The 15392-nt window shown below is 67.5% G+C and carries 16 protein-coding genes; 7 read left to right on the forward strand and 9 right to left on the reverse strand.

The features are described 5' to 3' along the window. Positions 1-22: 22 nt before the first annotated feature. Both AB4851_RS26560 and AB4851_RS26565 read right to left on the reverse strand, forming a co-directional pair. Entirely contained in the window at positions 23-1597 is a 1575-nt protein-coding gene (locus AB4851_RS26560; protein WP_414449472.1) for a UxaA family hydrolase, read from the reverse strand. A gap of 44 nt (positions 1598-1641) precedes the next feature. Then, the gene (locus tag AB4851_RS26565) at positions 1642-2955 is read right to left on the reverse strand and encodes an MFS transporter (protein ID WP_414449473.1); all 1314 of its coding nucleotides are present in this window, start codon (positions 2953-2955) and stop codon (positions 1642-1644) included. 224 nt (positions 2956-3179) lie between these two features. On the opposite strand from AB4851_RS26565, the gene AB4851_RS26570 reads away from it, so the two are divergent. The 3 genes from AB4851_RS26570 to AB4851_RS26580 all read left to right on the forward strand — a co-directional run bounded on the left by AB4851_RS26570 (position 3180) and on the right by AB4851_RS26580 (position 6427). After that, positions 3180-3911, forward strand: a complete 732-nt coding sequence (locus AB4851_RS26570; protein ID WP_414449474.1) for a GntR family transcriptional regulator — start codon at positions 3180-3182, stop codon at positions 3909-3911. Positions 3912-4024: 113 nt separating this feature from the next. After that, positions 4025-4522, forward strand: coding sequence for a hypothetical protein (locus AB4851_RS26575; RefSeq protein WP_414449475.1), 498 nt, complete (start codon positions 4025-4027; stop codon positions 4520-4522). Between the two features lie 360 nt (positions 4523-4882). Further along, the gene (locus AB4851_RS26580; protein WP_414449476.1) at positions 4883-6427 is read left to right on the forward strand and encodes a methyl-accepting chemotaxis protein; all 1545 of its coding nucleotides are present in this window, start codon (positions 4883-4885) and stop codon (positions 6425-6427) included. 60 nt (positions 6428-6487) lie between these two features. Here AB4851_RS26580 and AB4851_RS26585 read toward each other — a convergent pair whose 3' ends face one another. From AB4851_RS26585 to AB4851_RS26595, 3 genes are all read right to left on the reverse strand, one after another. Next, positions 6488-7714, reverse strand: a complete 1227-nt coding sequence (locus tag AB4851_RS26585; protein ID WP_414449477.1) for a YeeE/YedE family protein — start codon at positions 7712-7714, stop codon at positions 6488-6490. A gap of 313 nt (positions 7715-8027) precedes the next feature. Continuing rightward, entirely contained in the window at positions 8028-8597 is a 570-nt protein-coding gene (locus AB4851_RS26590) for a DUF3005 domain-containing protein (RefSeq protein WP_414449478.1), read from the reverse strand. Further along, positions 8594-8749: a hypothetical protein gene (locus AB4851_RS26595; RefSeq protein WP_414449479.1), complete on the reverse strand. Its 156-nt coding sequence runs from the start codon at positions 8747-8749 to the stop codon at positions 8594-8596. Before AB4851_RS26595 ends, AB4851_RS26590 begins: the two co-directional genes overlap by 4 nt. Positions 8750-9039: 290 nt before the next feature. Between AB4851_RS26595 and AB4851_RS26600 the strand changes: the two genes are divergently transcribed. Beyond that, the gene (locus AB4851_RS26600; RefSeq protein WP_414449480.1) at positions 9040-9468 is read left to right on the forward strand and encodes a CBS domain-containing protein; all 429 of its coding nucleotides are present in this window, start codon (positions 9040-9042) and stop codon (positions 9466-9468) included. A gap of 95 nt (positions 9469-9563) precedes the next feature. On the opposite strand, the gene AB4851_RS26605 is transcribed toward AB4851_RS26600, so the two are convergent. The 3 genes from AB4851_RS26605 to AB4851_RS26615 all read right to left on the reverse strand — a co-directional run bounded on the left by AB4851_RS26605 (position 9564) and on the right by AB4851_RS26615 (position 12424). Continuing rightward, a complete protein-coding gene (locus AB4851_RS26605; protein WP_414449481.1) occupies positions 9564-9782 on the reverse strand; it encodes a hypothetical protein in 219 nt (72 codons plus the stop codon). A 297-nt stretch (positions 9783-10079) separates the two neighbouring features. Continuing rightward, the gene (locus tag AB4851_RS26610) at positions 10080-12194 is read right to left on the reverse strand and encodes a phosphocholine-specific phospholipase C (protein WP_414449482.1); all 2115 of its coding nucleotides are present in this window, start codon (positions 12192-12194) and stop codon (positions 10080-10082) included. A 35-nt stretch (positions 12195-12229) separates the two neighbouring features. Further along, complete coding sequence (locus tag AB4851_RS26615; RefSeq protein ID WP_206128613.1) at positions 12230-12424, reverse strand: hypothetical protein; 195 nt, start codon at positions 12422-12424, stop codon at positions 12230-12232. A gap of 382 nt (positions 12425-12806) precedes the next feature. On the opposite strand from AB4851_RS26615, the gene AB4851_RS26620 reads away from it, so the two are divergent. The 3 genes from AB4851_RS26620 (at position 12807) to AB4851_RS26630 (ending at position 15032) form a co-directional block, all read left to right on the forward strand. Further along, positions 12807-13781, forward strand: a complete 975-nt coding sequence (locus tag AB4851_RS26620) for a GGDEF domain-containing protein (RefSeq protein ID WP_414449483.1) — start codon at positions 12807-12809, stop codon at positions 13779-13781. 34 nt (positions 13782-13815) lie between these two features. Continuing rightward, on the forward strand, positions 13816-14454 hold the full coding sequence (locus AB4851_RS26625; RefSeq protein ID WP_414445086.1) for a LysE family translocator: 639 nt from the start codon (positions 13816-13818) through the stop codon (positions 14452-14454). 311 nt (positions 14455-14765) lie between these two features. Next, positions 14766-15032: a hypothetical protein gene (locus tag AB4851_RS26630; RefSeq protein ID WP_414449484.1), complete on the forward strand. Its 267-nt coding sequence runs from the start codon at positions 14766-14768 to the stop codon at positions 15030-15032. 121 nt (positions 15033-15153) lie between these two features. Here AB4851_RS26630 and AB4851_RS26635 read toward each other — a convergent pair whose 3' ends face one another. Continuing rightward, entirely contained in the window at positions 15154-15351 is a 198-nt protein-coding gene (locus AB4851_RS26635; protein ID WP_414449485.1) for a DUF3562 domain-containing protein, read from the reverse strand. Positions 15352-15392 lie beyond the last annotated feature (41 nt).

Raw genomic sequence — 15392 nt, forward strand, 5'->3', positions numbered from 1 at the left:
CCTTGCAACGGATAGGGGAAGGTCAGGTGATCGCGCCGATCTGCCAGGGCACGAACTCGTTCTGTCCGTAGCCGTGTTGCTCGCTGCGCGTCGCGCGGCCCGAGGCGGCATCGAGCATCATCCGGAACAGCGTCGCGCCGAGTGCATCGATGCGGGCGCCGCCGTCGAGCACGTCGCCGCAGTTCAGGTCGATGTCGTCTGCCTGGCGGCGCCACAGCGCGCTGTTGGTGGCCAGCTTCAGCGACGGCGTGGGTGCGCAACCGTAGGCCGAGCCGCGCCCGGTCGTGAAGCAGATCAGGTTCGCGCCGCCCGCCACCTGGCCGGTGGCCGAGATCGGGTCGTAGCCCGGCGTATCCATGAACACCAGGCCCTTGGCACGCACCGGCATCGCATATTCGTAGACGTCGACCAGATTCGTGCTGCCGGCCTTGGCGATGCCGCCGAGCGACTTCTCGAGCACCGTGGTCAGCCCGCCGGCCTTGTTGCCGGCCGACGGGTTGTTGTTCATCGCGGCATGATGGCGCTCGCAATATTCTTCCCACCAGCGGATCCGCGCGACCAGCTTCTCGCCCACCTCGCGCGTGAGCGCGCGGCGCGTGAGCAGGTGCTCGGCACCGTAGATCTCGGGCGTCTCCGACAGGATGGCCGTGCCGCCATGCCGCACCAGCAGGTCCACGGCCGCGCCGAGCACCGGGTTCGCGGTAATGCCCGAATAGCCGTCCGAACCGCCGCACTGCAGACCGACCGTCAGATGGCTCGCGCCGACGGGCTCGCGGCGCACCGCATCGGCCGCCGCCAGCATCGATTCGATCATCGCGATGCCCTTCTCGATGGTCTTGCGCGTGCCGCCGCTGTCCTGGATCGTGAACGTGCGCAGCCGCGCATGTTCGCTCAGCCCCTGCGTTTCGAGCAGGCGCGGGATCTGGTTGGTTTCGCAGCCGAGCCCGATCACCAGCACCGAGGCGAAGTTCGGATGGCAGGCGTAGCCGCCGAGCGTGCGTTGCAGGATCGCGAGCGCCTCGCCGTCGGGATCGACGGCGCAGCCCACGCCATGCGTGAGCGCCACCACGCCGTCCACGTTCGGGTAGGCGGCCAGCGCCTCGGGATGGATGTCGCGGCGAAAGTGATCGGCGATCGCCCGCGCGACCGTTGCCGAACAATTCACGGAAGTCAGGATGCCGATGTAGTTTCGGGTGGCGACGCGGCCGTCCTCGCGCACGATGCCGTCGAACGTGGCGCGCTGTGCCGGCGCCACGTAGGCCGTGTCGTGCGTGCCTTCGCCGAATGCGTAGTCGCGCGCGAATTCGCCCATGTCGAGGTTGTGGGTGTGGACGTGCTGGCCGGGCCGGATCGGCTGGCTCGCGAAGCCGATGATCTGACCATAGCGGCGCACCGGCGCACCGGCCTCGATCGCGCGCGTCGCGACCTTGTGGCCGGCGGGCACCAGGCCCGCGACGACGACACCCTCGTCGTCGAGCTGCGTGCCGCCCACCAGTTGCTCGACGGCGACGACCACGTCGTCGGCGGGATGCAGCCGGATCGCGCGGGCGCGCGGCGCGGCCGACGCCGGCGCGGTTTCGGTGGAGAGTGAGGACATGATGGTTTCCGTGTGAAGCGTGCAAATCGTGCGACGGTGGCGACTCAGTCGAGGCCCCGGTCGCGGTAATCGATGAGGCTCGCGCAGATGGCCAGGCCGAACGCGGCCACGACGAAGAACATCAACGCGAGGAAGTAGGTGCCGGTGAACTGCACGATCAGGCCGATCAGGATCGGCACGATGACGCCGACGATGTTGCCGCTGAAGTTCATCGCACCGGCCAGCAGGCCCGCGCGGGACTGGCCGCCGAGCGCCGCCGGCACGCCCCAGAACATGCCGCACCAGCGGATGAAGAACAGCGCGATCGACAGCAGCACCACCACGCTGACCAGGCCGGTCGCGAAGCTCACGGCAAGGATCGCCAGGGCCGAGACGAAGCCGGCCGTCGCGAACATCAGGCGCATCACGCGATTCGGCTCGCCGCCGGCCGAGCGCCATTTGTCCGCGAGCCAGCCGCCGAACAGTTCGCCGACGAAGCCGAACATGAAGATCACGAACGTCGCGCCGCCCATCTGCTTGAGATCGAAGCCGTGCGCCTTGTGCAGATAGCTCGGCATCCAGGTCATCAGTCCGTAGAACACGCTGTTGTAGCAGGCCCAGCTCGCGAACATGAACAGCACCGAGCGGTCGCGCAGCAACTCGCGAAACGGCACGCCGGCCTTCGGTTCGCCGGTGCGGGCTTGCGCCGCGTGCGCCGTCACGTGCGCGAGTTCGGCTGCGTTCACGCCCGCATGCTCCGACGGATGATTGCGGATGTACCACCACGCGGCGATGCCCACCACGATGGTGCCGACGCCGGCCACCACGAACGCGAGCCGCCACGAGCCGAGGCCCGTGATCAGCGCGGTGATGATGATCGCGCCGCAGGCCGAACCGAGCGGCGCGCCGCCGTCGAGCAGCGCCGCGCCACGGCCCCGCTCCGACGGCGTGAGCCAGGTGCCGGCCAGTTTCGCGCCGGCCGGCATGATCGGCGATTCGGCGATGCCCAGCCCGAGCCGCGTCAGCAGCAGCGGCACCCAACTGAAGCAGACCGCCGCGACCGCCTGGCAGGCGCCCCACCCGATCGTGGCAAGGCCGACGATGGTGCGCGCCTTGAAGCGATCCACCAGGAGCCCGCTCGGAATCTGCATCAGCGCGTAGGTCCAGAAGAACGCGCTGAGCAACACGCCTTCCATCGCCGGCGGCAGGCGGAATTCGGTCGAGATGATCGGCAAGGCGACCGACAGCGAAGCGCGGTCGATGTAGTTGATCGACGACAGCAACAGCAGCAGCCAGAAAATCCGCCATCGCACGGCGGTGGGCGCGGCGGTTGTCGCATGAGCCGCCTGGCGCGGTCCGGTCGAATCTTCGAGGTGCATGGGGTGTCTCCGGTGGGTGGCTGCCGGCCGCTTTCTTCGAAGTATTGGCCAACTAATATACTAATTGGCAATTATAGGGAACTCGCCTCCCTCCGGCACCCGTGTAAACCCGCTGCCGGCACGCGCTGAACGGATCGCATCGGCCGGTCGGCGCACCGTCGCAGGCCTGTGCACTAATATACTGATCGACCAGTCGCCGCTGCCCGCCACCTTTCTCCCGATTTATGAAGTCAGAACTCAGCGTCCAGGACGCCTTCGTTGCCCAGCTCATCCCCGTCGATTTCGCGCTCGATCGCGCTCAGGCGTTGTCCGGCCAGGTGCATGCGCTGCTGCGCGACGCAATCGTGACGATGACGCTGCACCCGAACGACGTGATCTACGAACGCGCGATCGCCGAAGCGCTCGGCGTGTCGCGCACACCGGTACGCGAGGCCTTGCTGCAATTGGCCCGCGAGGAACTGGTGTTGATCGCCGCGCAATCGGGCACCTTCGTCGCGCCGGTGCGACGCGAGCAATTCGTCGAAAGCGCGCTGATCCGCAAGGTGCTGGAAACCGCGGCCATCCGGCGCGCGGCCGAGGTGATCGGGCAACACGAACTCGATCAATTGCACGATATCCAGGACGCGCATCGGCGCGCGATCGCACGCGACAACGCGGTGGCCGCGATTGCCTGCGACAACGCATTTCATGCCGGCGTCAGCGCCGCGGCGCGGCTGCCGCGCGTGCAGCAACTGGTCGAATTCGTGCGCGCCCCGATCGACCGCGTGCGGCATGTGACGGTGCGCGACCCGGTGGTCGGCGAAGTCACGCTGGCGCAACATCAGAAGGTGCTCGACGCGCTGGCCCGGCACGACGCCGATGCCGCCGAGCGCGCGCTGCACGAGCATCTCGACGATGCCTACGCGCGCCAGCAGCAGGCCTACGACGCGCATGTCGCGCTGTTCGAGGGGGAATGACAGACCGGTAAAACACGGCGGCGGGCGCATGGCCCGGCCAAACGGCCGAGGTTCGAGCCACCCGCCAAACCGTTTACAATCCCACCCCCGCACCTCCCAACCCCACCCACCCGATGAGCACCGGCACCGATACCCCCACCGACGACGATCTCCCCGTGATCCACGAAAACACCCTCTGGCGCGACACCGGATGGACGGCCCGCGTGATCAAGAACGAGGACGACGATGGCTGGGCGGTCGAGATGATCAAGGACGGCGAGGCCGAGCCGGCGCTGGTCGGCCCCTGGACCATGGGCCGCGACAAGAAGAACCCGAAGCCGCTCGACGCGAACGCGTTCCGCACGCTGGTCAAGACGGCCTCGGAAGTGCTGCGCCGCCACGAGCAGCAGCGCGCCGCGACACTGCACAAGCAGGTGACGGTGCACACCGATACCGGCAGCATCTCCGTCACGCTCGACATCGTCCCCGACGAAGACGAACCCTACGCCGTCCTCAAGGCGTTCGACGACGCCGGCGACGCGCTCGCGGAAGTCACCGTCAACGCCGGCTTCCGTCTCGACAAGGCCAGCGCCACGCGCTGGATCGCCCGCGATTTCGAACGGCCCGACTGACGGCCCCGACACGCCCGCCCGGGCATCGGCATTCGCGCCGCGAAATCCGCCCATGCTCGGTCATTCGACCGATGCGTCATCGCCGCGAAAGCCGTCAATTCAATCCTCCGAAATAATCCGCAAGTCCCGGCCGGCCCTTCCCGGCCCGATTATTTCCACACGTGAAGCCAGCCCATCCGGGCACAAACGCGCGACAAGCCGCCCCGCCTGATCGGCAATTCGGCCGGTTTCTGCATAGTGGTATTCCATATATCTCGTGTGCTTGTCGGCCTCTTTCGTCTGGTATACCGTATGCCATCTTAATCGCCCGGCCCACTGCGGCGCATGGCGCGTTCCGTTGTCGCCACTCTTTTCATTCACATGCAGAATCTTTCGATCGGCAAGAAATTGTCCACGGCGTTTTGCGCCGTCATCGCGGTCTTCCTCGTCAGTTCGGCCGTGTGTTGCTACGGCATCGCGGCGATCGACCACAAGCAGAAACAGAACGCCGTCTCGGCGCAAGCGCAGTTGGTCATCAAGGACGCCACGGCCGATTACCTGAACATCATCTGGTCGCTGCTGGCCTACAACCTCGACGGCCAGCCGGGCCACATCAAGTGGAAGATCGACCACATCGGCGATTTCGCGCAGCACATGGCGGCGATCAAGGCGCTCGATCCGCAGGACACCGAATTGAATGGCCTGGCGGACAAGGCGCAGGCGCAATACGACGCCTGGGCCGCCAAGGTGGTAAATCCGATGATCGAAATGCGCTCGCACGTCAACGACGGCAGCGCCACGCTCGCGCAGTTGAGCGCGCTGACGGAAGGCTTCGGCAGCTATCTGGGCACGGACGCGATGATCGCGGCGGTCGATGCGCTCGACAAGGCCGAACGCCAGCGCATCGCGATGCGCACCGACGCGCTGGCCTCGCTGCGCCACACGATCAACCTCAGCGTGCTGCTGGCCGCGGCGCTCGCGGTGGTGTGCGCCGCGTTCGCGGGCCGCTGGCTCGTGACGGCAATCCGCGATCCGCTCGCGCGTGCGGTGGAGACGGCGCAGGCCATCGCGGCCGGCCGTCTCGACAGCCGGATCGAACGCCACCGCACCGACGAAACCGGCCGGCTGCTGGCGGCGATGCACGCGATGCAGGCCTCGCTGCAAACCATCGTCGGCTCGGTGACGAGCGGCGTGGAAGCGGTCAAGGTGGGCGCGGCGCAGATCGCGGCGGGCAATACGGATCTGTCGTCGCGCACCGAGCAGCAGGCGGCGGCCCTGGAGGAAACCTCGGCCACCACTCACGAACTGAACGAAGCGGTACGCCAGAACGCCGAAAGCGCGCGACACGCGTGCAGCGTGATCGAGCGCGCGATGGCATCGGCCAATGCGGGCAGCGCGATGTCGAAGCAGATGATCGCGACGATGAACGAAGCGTCGGGCAGCGCGGAGAAAATCGCCTCGATCACGTCGATCATCGAGGGCATCGCGTTCCAGACCAACATTCTCGCGCTGAACGCGGCCGTGGAAGCGGCCCGAGCGGGCGCCGAGGGCCGCGGCTTCGCGGTGGTGGCCTCGGAAGTGCGCTCGCTGGCGCAGCGCTCGTCCACGGCGGCCAAGGAAATCAAGGAACTGATCGAGCGCTCGACGGCCTCGATCGGCGGCGGCGCGACGCGCGCGCAGGACATGGGCGCGACCATCACGCAGTTGCAAGCGGATATCGCGGTGGCGAAGGACGTGGTGGAGGCGATCTCGCAGGCGTCGAGCGAACAGAGCCGCGGCCTGGAACAGGTCAGCCAGGCGATCGCGCAGATGGATCAGGTCACGCAGCAGAACGCCGCGCTGGTGGAGGAAGCGGCCGCGGCGTCGCACGCGCTCGACGAGCAGGCGGTGCGTTTGCAGGGCGCGGTAGCGGTGTTCTCGCACTGAGCCGACGCGCCCTGCCCGCCCATTCATTGACCGTTGCGCGCGCAACGGTCCCGATGATGCTCAGCAGCCGGTGTTCCTGACGCGTTCGACTTCCAGCCCGAACCACGGGCGCAGGCGCGTGCCGAGCACGTTCCCCGCGAACGCGCACACGAGCCACAGCCAGCCGTGCACGCTGCCCGACACGATGCCGCTGAAGTACGCACCGATATTGCAGCCGTACGCGAGCCGCGCGCCATAGCCGAGCAGCAGGCCGCCCACCACGGCGGCGATCAGCGAGCGCATCGGAACGCGCCACACCGGCGCGTAGCGTCCGGCCAGCGAGGCGGCCGCCATCGCGCCGAGCACGATGCCGATATCCATCACGGTGGTCACGTCGTGGCTGGCGGGCGCGGACAGCGCGGCCGCATTCGGGCCGGCCAGCCAATACTTCCAGTTCGCCACGTCCACGCCGACCAGCGCGAAGCCCTTGGCGCCCCACAGCGCGAACGCCGAGGTCACGCCCCACGGCCGCCCCGACAGCGCGAGCGTGGCGAAGTTGAGCATGGCCAGCGCCACCGCGCCGGCCAGCATCGGCCACGGGCCGTGCAGCCAGGGCGACGCGTGCGGCGCGCGCTCGGTGGCGTTGACGAGCCGGCCGTGACGGCGCTTCTCGATCGCCACGGTCAAGGCCGCGATCGCCGCGAACACGGCGAGGTTCAGCACGACAGCGGGCAGCACGCCGAGCGTCTTGACCAGCGAAATCGGCGGCAATTGCGGCATCGAAGTCCAGAACGGCATGTGCGCGGTGGCCACCACCGAGCCGACGATGAACGCCAGCAGCGTGACGATCATCCGCGTGCTGCCGCCGCCGACGGTATACAGCGTGCCCGAGGCGCAACCGCCGCCGAGCTGCATGCCGACGCCGAAGATGAACGCGCCGACGATCACCGAGGTGCCGGCCGGCGACACCAGCCCGGTGACGGGCTGGCCGAACAGCGAGCCGGCCGACAGCGCCGGGAAGAACAGCAGCACGCCGATCGCGAGCATCAGCATCTGCGCGCGCAGGCCAGCGCCGCGGCCGTCGGCGATGAACACGCGCCATGCCGACGTGAAACCGAACGCGGCGTGATACAGCGTCATGCCGAGCAGCGCGCCGACCACGTAGAGCGCGGCCTGGCGCACGCTGACGGACTGCGCGAGATACACGGCGCCGAGCGCGACGAGCAGCAACGCGACGCCGAGCGATTTCGGATTGATGGAATCGAGGGCACGCGGTGCGCGCGCCGGCGACGAAGGCAAGGTCGACATGAGCGGATCGGACAGGAAACGTAACGGGAGAGGAACAGCGTGCCGGCGGCGCGCGGCCGGACATGCGAGCCGTCGCGCGCGAGATCGCGACGCGGCCCAAAAGGCGGACCGAAGCGGCGATCGGATCAATCGCGGCCTGGGCGCGGCCGGCATGTCGCGGGGTGCGCGAGCGGACTGCCCGGGCAGGCCAGGCAAGCCCGAACGGCCGCAAGCGTAGCACGAAACGCGCGACGAGACCGAGGCCTGACCAGCCTCATCGGTCGCACTGCCAATCGTCAGGGTTCCGGATCAATGCCCTTGCCGCACACGCCGTTCAATGCGAGCCGCGCTCGAAGCTGAAGACGCGTTCGGCGCGTGAGTTGCCATCGCGCTCGACCACCGTGGTGCCGCGCTCGCGCACCTGCCAGCCTGGTTTGGCGGCGATTTCGGCCGGCGGCTGGCTGTCGATGCCGCCAAGGCCGTTGGCGGGCGGCGAAGTTGCATCGTCGAGCGAGGCGTTCGAATGAATCACGTTGTCCTGTCGCGGTGAAGCCTCGCGGCGCGCTTCGAGGCCCTTGCCGTCGACGTCGACCGAGTTGTCGGTGGCCGCCATGTTGGCGTTGTCCAACGACGTGATGCGCTCGGCCGCGCGGCGCACCGGATCGTCTTCGGCGTCGCCGCGCGTGCCCTGCTCGATTTCGGGCAGGCCGGTCGGGGTCTTGCCGGCAATCGTCTCGGGGGTTTGCGCGCTCGGCTTGTCCTGCTTCTCGTTGTGCGCGTGGAAACCGGCCGCCTGCGTGGCGGCGTCGGGCTGGTCCTGGCCGGCGGCCGGCGTCTTGACCGGGCTCTGACCGGCCTGTTCGTGCAGGCGTTGCGGCGTGGGGTTCGATTTCACAGGCTTCATCTCGGCTCCTTGCCGCGAAAACGCGGCGGTGTCGGAAGGGTCTTCAGCGCGTAGGGCGAGCCGACGCGCATCAGGTCGTATCCGATACCTCTTGCAAGACGCATGCCGTTCGGAATCCGCATCGATTTGCCCTGCCAGGGCGCGATTTGCATGAAATTCCGGCGTGTTCCGCGTGTGGCCCTCGTGTATCCGGCATCTGCTACACCACCGATTGCAAATCTTCCACGAATCGGCGCGCTATCCGACCCTATGTCGACCGACACGTCGTCGCCGATCGGCGGGCGCGTATGCCGGCCTCCCGGGTTCAGGAGGCACGCCGGGACGTCCTGCCGCTCGATCAACCGCCCATCGCACAGCGCTCGGCATCGCCGGGCGCGCTGGCCCCCCGAACGGCACGGCCATTGCGAGCCATACCGATTCACGTCAATCAGGAGGACAACGAATGATTCGAGTAGCGGAAGTGATGTCGCGCGACGTGGTGGCGATCGCGCCGAACGATACGATCCGACATGCGGCGCAGCACATGGCCTATTACGACGTCGGCGTGCTGCCGGTGTGCGACCAGGGCAGGATCGTCGGCATCGTGACCGATCGCGATCTGGCGGTGCGCGTCTTGGCGGGCGATATCGGCCCCGATTCGGCGATTCGGGACGTCGCGACCCGGCGGCTGATCTGCTGCCGCGACGACGACGATCTCGACGCCGTCCAGCAACGCATGGCCGAAGCGCGCGTGCGCAGGACGCCGGTGCTCGATACGGGCGGGAAACTGGTGGGCATGTTGTCGCTGGGCGACATCGCGACGCGCGCTCGCGGCGCGTCGCAGGACGAACTGTCGAACACGCTGGAGCGCGTGTCGCAGCCTGGGCGCTGAACGCCGCATGCAGCAACCCGCCGCCTCGTTCAAGCGAAACGGCGGGCAATCACGTTACGAACCGGTGCAGCGGCCCCGAGCGCGGGGCCGGGAGATCAGTACGTCGGCAGGCCGATGCAGGCATCCGGGCTGGCCGATGCGCAGGCGATCGAATAGCCGGCGGCGCTGGTGGCCAGTATGTCCTTGCCGGCTGCGACCGCTTCCTGCACGTCTTCCGGGCAGCGTTCATAAGTGATGAATGCGGAACAGACGACGGCCGACATGACGACCAGCGAGAACGCAATCTTTTCGAGTACGACGAAACGGTGAGGCATCCCTCAATCCTCCTTTGAAGGCGGATTCTACCTTAACCGAGGGTTAATACCTAGGGTATTCACCTAGCTTGCCGGGAACGGGATTCGCATCGACAAGCTTCGTGCCTTGTCCGGCAAGGCTGACCGCCCGATCGCGGCGACTGCATGTTGGATTTGTGCAACGCAGCAGCAGCCGGGCTTCGCATCGACACAATCGGGCGCAATCCAAGGCCAAATAAAAAACGGCGCGAGCCGCCCGTAAGCGGAATCGCGCCGTGCCTGTGGCTATCACGGAGCGCAACCACGCGCCCCGCCCGCTCAGATCGCCGTCGTGACCGGCGCCGTGGCGGCCGGATCGGTCGTGCTGGTCTTGCCGGTTTCGACGTGGCCGGCGATGCGGCGCACCCACGACGTGTTGTCGGCCATCGTGAACTGCAGGTCGTACCACGCCGCGTTGCACGACAGGTCCCAATGCGCCTCGACGCTCTGGCCCGCCGGGATCGACAGCGTGCGCGCCGGCTGGCCGTAGGCCACGTCGGTGGCCGTGACGGTCATCGTCTGCGTGCCGGCGTTCGCCAGCGTGACGTAGACGTTGCCGTTGGCCACGTCGTAGCAGGTCGTCAGATCAGGATGCGCGGCCGTGTCGCCCGATGCCGAGCCCATGAAGCGGCGGAAATAGCCGTTCGGGCCGTACACGTTCACGACGTAGCTGCTGCCCGCGTCGAGCGCCCACGTGTCGGACAGTTGCTTGCCGGCTTCGACCGTGTAGTGACGCGGCGTGGCGCTCAGGTCGTTGGTGTAGACCCAGAAGTGCGCGCCCACCGTGCCGCTGTTGGCGAACGTCACCTGGTAGCCGGTGCCGGTCAGCGTGCCGTTGACGTGCAGCTCGTACGGGTTCGGGCGCGCGGGACGCGTGCCGGCTTCCTGCGCGAGAATCGTCTGCGCGGCGGTGGCGGCCGGCGCGGCCTGCGCCGTGGTGCGCGAGCACTGCAGGTCGGCCGTGGCGACGTAGTTCGTGGTGTTCGGCAGCGTCGGGAACGTCGCGTCGGTCTTGGTGAAGTCGAGCGTCGAGGTCAGGTCGCCGCAAATCGTGCGGCGCCACGGCGAGATATTGGTTTCCTGCACGCCGAACCGCTTCTCGATGAATTGCAGCACCGAGGTGTGATCGAACACCTGCGAGCTGACGTAGCCGCCCTTCGACCACGGCGACACCACGAACATCGGCACGCGCGGCCCGAGGCCGTACGGCAGGTTGTCGGCGGTGTAGGTGCCGGCCTGCGTGGCGGTCACGACGTTGTGGCGCTCCAGCGAGATGTCGACCGTGCTCGCGCCGGTGTTCGGCAGCGTCGGCGGCTGCGGCGGCACCATGTGGTCGAACAGGCCGTCGTTCTCGTCGTACATGATGAACAGGACGGTCTTGCTCCACACGTCCGGGTTCGAGGTCAGCGCGTCGAGGATCGTCGAGATGTAGTTCGCGCCGTACAGCGGCGTGAACTTCGGATGCTCCGAGTACGCGGCCGGCGGCAGCAGCCACGACACCTGCGGCAGGTTGTTGGCCTGCACGTCGGCCTTGAGCTGGTCGATCGTGCGCGTGCTGTTGCCGCGCAGTTGCAGCGACGAGCCGGCCGGCGCGTTCACGATGTTCTGGAACGCCGCGAGCATGTTGGTGCCGTAGTTGCCCGTGAAATTGTCGAAGCCCGTGCCCTGCTGGTAGATCTGCCACGAGATGCCGGCCTTTTCGAGGCGCTCCGGGTAGGTCGTCCACGAAAACGGCGGCAGTTGCACCGTGTCGAACTGGTTGTCGATGTAGTCGGTGTTGTCGAGCAACGGGCCGCCGCCGGTGGCGAGCGGATCGACCATGCCCGTCATCAGGTACATGCGGTTCGGGTGCGTGTTGCCGGGGATCGAGCAGAAATAGTGATCGCACACCGTGAACGCATCGGCCATCGCGTAATGGAACGGGATGTCGTCGCGGGTGTGATACCCCATCGTCAGGTTGGTCTTCTGCGCGGCCCACTGGTCGCCGCGGCCGCCGTTGATGGCGCCGTGCGTGGTGGCCCAGGTGTGCGGCAGGCCGCCGATGCACTGCGCGTTGACGCTCGGGTTGGTGGTGTCGTAGCGGAACGGCGCGACCGTCTTGGTCTTGTCTTCCTGGCGCGGCTGGAACCACACCGGCTGGCCGTTCGGCAGCGTGACCGGGAACCGGTCGTTATAGCCGCGCACGCCGCTCAGATGGCCGAGGTAATGGTCGAACGAGCGGTTTTCCTGCATGAAGACAACGATATGCTGCACGTCCTGGATCGTGCCCGTGACCGTGGCCGGCTCGATGGCGAGCGCCTTGCGGATCGATTCGGGCAGCAGCGTGCTGGCGGCGGTCGCGCCGGCCAGGCCAGCTGAGAATTTCAGAAAGTCGCGTCGGGATTGGATAGCCATGTCGGGTCCTGATGGGTTCGAGCGTCGGGCGGGGCTCAGGATTTCGGTGCCGTGAAGCCCGGCGGGCAATGCAGCGTCGCGTTCGCCGGGGCCGCGTTGCCGCAGGCCGCCTTGGGCGCCGTCGAGGTGTTGACGGGCGTCGCCGTGCCGTCGTCGTTGCAAGCGCCGAGCATCGCCGCGGTCGCGAGCGTGCCGATCAGGATCCAATGCCGTAGTGCCGGCGTCTGCATGGGGATTACTCCGTCGAATGGTTCCGGCGGACGCGGGCTCGCATCCGGGGCGCCCGCATCGCGCTACCTCCATGCGTTCGCCGCCGAGACGATAGTTCTCGATTGTTACAGGCCGGTGTTCAAAGTGCTTTCGGCATCGCGCCGCGCCTTGTCGGGCGGGCCTGAGCGGGCTTTCGAAAGTAAGCAATCCGAAAGCATCGGTAAGACGCGGAAAGCGCGCGAGCGCACCGACACGGGTTGGCCCGGGCGTTCCGCGAACGGTGCGAATGTTCTAGGATGGCGCCATGCGCTCGCGCCGCGCCATCCCGGCCCGGGCCGGCGAATTCACAGCCGGCGCGCCCAGCGTCCACGCCTTCAAGAACGCCGAGAGAGACGAGATCGTATGCACATCGCCCCCTTTCCCGCCGATGAAGCTTCGCGGCTGACGAAACTTCGCAGTCTGAACATTCTCGATACGCCGGACGAAGAACGCTTCGACCGGATCACGCGGCTCGCGAAGCGCATCTTCGATGTGCCGATCGCCCTCGTCTCGCTGGTCGACGAGAACCGCCAGTGGTTCAAGAGCTGCTTCGGGCTCGACGCGCGCGAAACCTCGCGCGACGTGTCGTTCTGCGCGCACGCGATCCTGGCCCACGCGCCGCTCGTGATCCCCGACACGGCCAGCGACCCGCGCTTCGCCGACAACCCGCTCGTGACCGGCGCGCCCCACATCCGCTTCTACGCCGGCCATCCGCTCGCGCTGCCCGACGGCACCAACCTCGGCACGCTGTGCCTGATCGACACGCGCGCGCGCACGCTCGACGGCGACGATCTGGCCCACCTGGGCGACCTCGCCGGCCTCGCCGAGCGCGAGCTGGCCGCCGTGCAGTTGGCCACGCTCGATTCGCTGACCTCGCTGTCGAACCGGCGCGGCTTCGAGATGCTCGCGCAGCACGCGCTGAACGCCTGCCGGCGCGGCGGCCGGCGCGCCTCGCTGCTGTTCTTCGATCTCAACGATTTCAAGCAGATCAACGACCGCTTCGGCCACGCCGAAGGCGATCGCGCGCTGACGATCTTCGCGCACTCGCTGACCACCGTGCTGCGCGACATGGACGTGGTCGGCCGGCTCGGCGGCGACGAGTTCGTGGCGCTGCTGATCACCACGCACGACGTCGACGCACCCGGTATCATCGAGCGCCTGCGCGAGGATCTCGACGCGCGCACCGAGCAGGCCGCACTCGACTACGCCATCCGCTTCAGCGTCGGGCATGTCGATTACGATCCGCTGCACGAGCCGTCGGTCGCGCTGCTGCTGGCCGAATCCGACACGCGCATGTATGCGGACAAGCACCGCCGTAAAACGGGCGATCGAAACTGACGCACATCCCTTTTCTCTTCAGGAACCCTGATCGATGCACGCCCTTACCTCGCTGGTCGCCATTCTTTCCGCGCTGATGCTGGGCGCGATGATCCCCGGGCCGAGCTTCGTGCTGGTGGCCCGCAACGCGATCGGCCTGTCGCGCCGCGACGGGCTGGCCACGGCGCTCGGCATGGGCGCGGGCGCGATCGTGTTCGCCTGCATTGCGCTGGCCGGGCTGTACACGCTGCTCAGTTCGGTGGCCTGGCTCTACGCCGGGCTCAAGGTGGCGGGCGGCCTCTACCTGCTGTATCTGGCCGTGCAGTTCTGGCGCGGCGCGCGGCGCGAATTCGCGTTCGATGCCGACATCGCACGCCGCCACGGCCAGCCGCTGCGTTCGTTCCGCATCGGGCTGATGACGCAGCTGAGCAATCCGAAAACGGCGATCTGGTACGGCAGCATTTTCGCGGCGCTGCTGCCCGCGCATCCGCCGACGATCGCCTACTTCGTGCTGCCGCCGGCCGTGTTCGTGTTGGAAACGGCCTGGTACACGGTGGTGGCGCTCGGTTTCTCGACGCGGCAGCCGCGCGAGCTGTATCTGCGCGCCAAGGGCGTGATCGACCGCGTCGCGGCCGGAGCGATCGCGGTGCTCGGGCTGCGGCTGATCATCAACGCGCGCGGGGCCGGGATCTGAGCGAACAGCGGGCCGGGTGCAACGCCCGGCCTGGCGGTTTTCCAGGCGCGTGAAGCGCCAGGCGTTCGGCCGCTGATTCCCTCGCGCGGGCCGCCCTCCACGCCGCTCCGTTTCACCTTGCCCCATCCGGCGCGCATTCGATCGCGCCACCGTTTTTCCCTGCCTGCCAACGCGCCAAGCGCACTCATCGGCACTACCAATCACGTCTGATCCGATCTTCAGATTCTTCTCATATCGATAGCGCGGCGCTTCGCGGTACTTTGCAAGCTCTCCGACAATTACCGTCTTCTTCCCCGTCGACAAGGCCGCCTATGACAACCCGGTTTCAAACCACCGCGCACGTGCGCCGACATGCATTGCGTTCGCTCGTGCTGGCCGCCGGCCTCGCCGCGGTCGCGCCGGCCCATGCCGATACCGAACCGGGCGCGAGGTTCGGCTGCCTGTTCGTCGCGCCCAACGGCGCCGAGATCGCACACGCCGATCAGGACGAGATGCAACGCCTCGCGGTGCAACGTTGCGAACACCACGCCGAGCAGCGCGCACAACAGGACACCACGCGCCGGGCGCGGATTCGCTAGACAACGCTTGCCCTGCGTATCGTGCGTCCCGTGCAGGCGGCCTTGATCACGCCGCGCCGCACCCACCAACGAAAACGCCCGGCCATCGAACCATGGCCGGGCGTTGTTGCATGAGGGCGATTCAGTGCCGCGGTTGTCGCAAATCGTTCTTCACGCGCTTGGCGGCCAGCAGGGCCACGTAATCGAGAATCCGCGCACCTTCGCGATACTCGGCCAGCGTCTTTTCGTAGAGCGCCGAAACGGTTTCCTTCGGCGTGCGAGTTTCGATGGCGATCGATTCGACGATCTCGGCGACGTTGACGCGGGTCTGTGCAGTCATGTGTTGCGCTCCATGAGAGTGGGACGAACGGGGGACGAATC

The sequence above is a fragment of the Burkholderia sp. 22PA0099 genome (assembly GCF_047497165.1).
Lineage (GTDB): Bacteria > Pseudomonadota > Gammaproteobacteria > Burkholderiales > Burkholderiaceae > Burkholderia.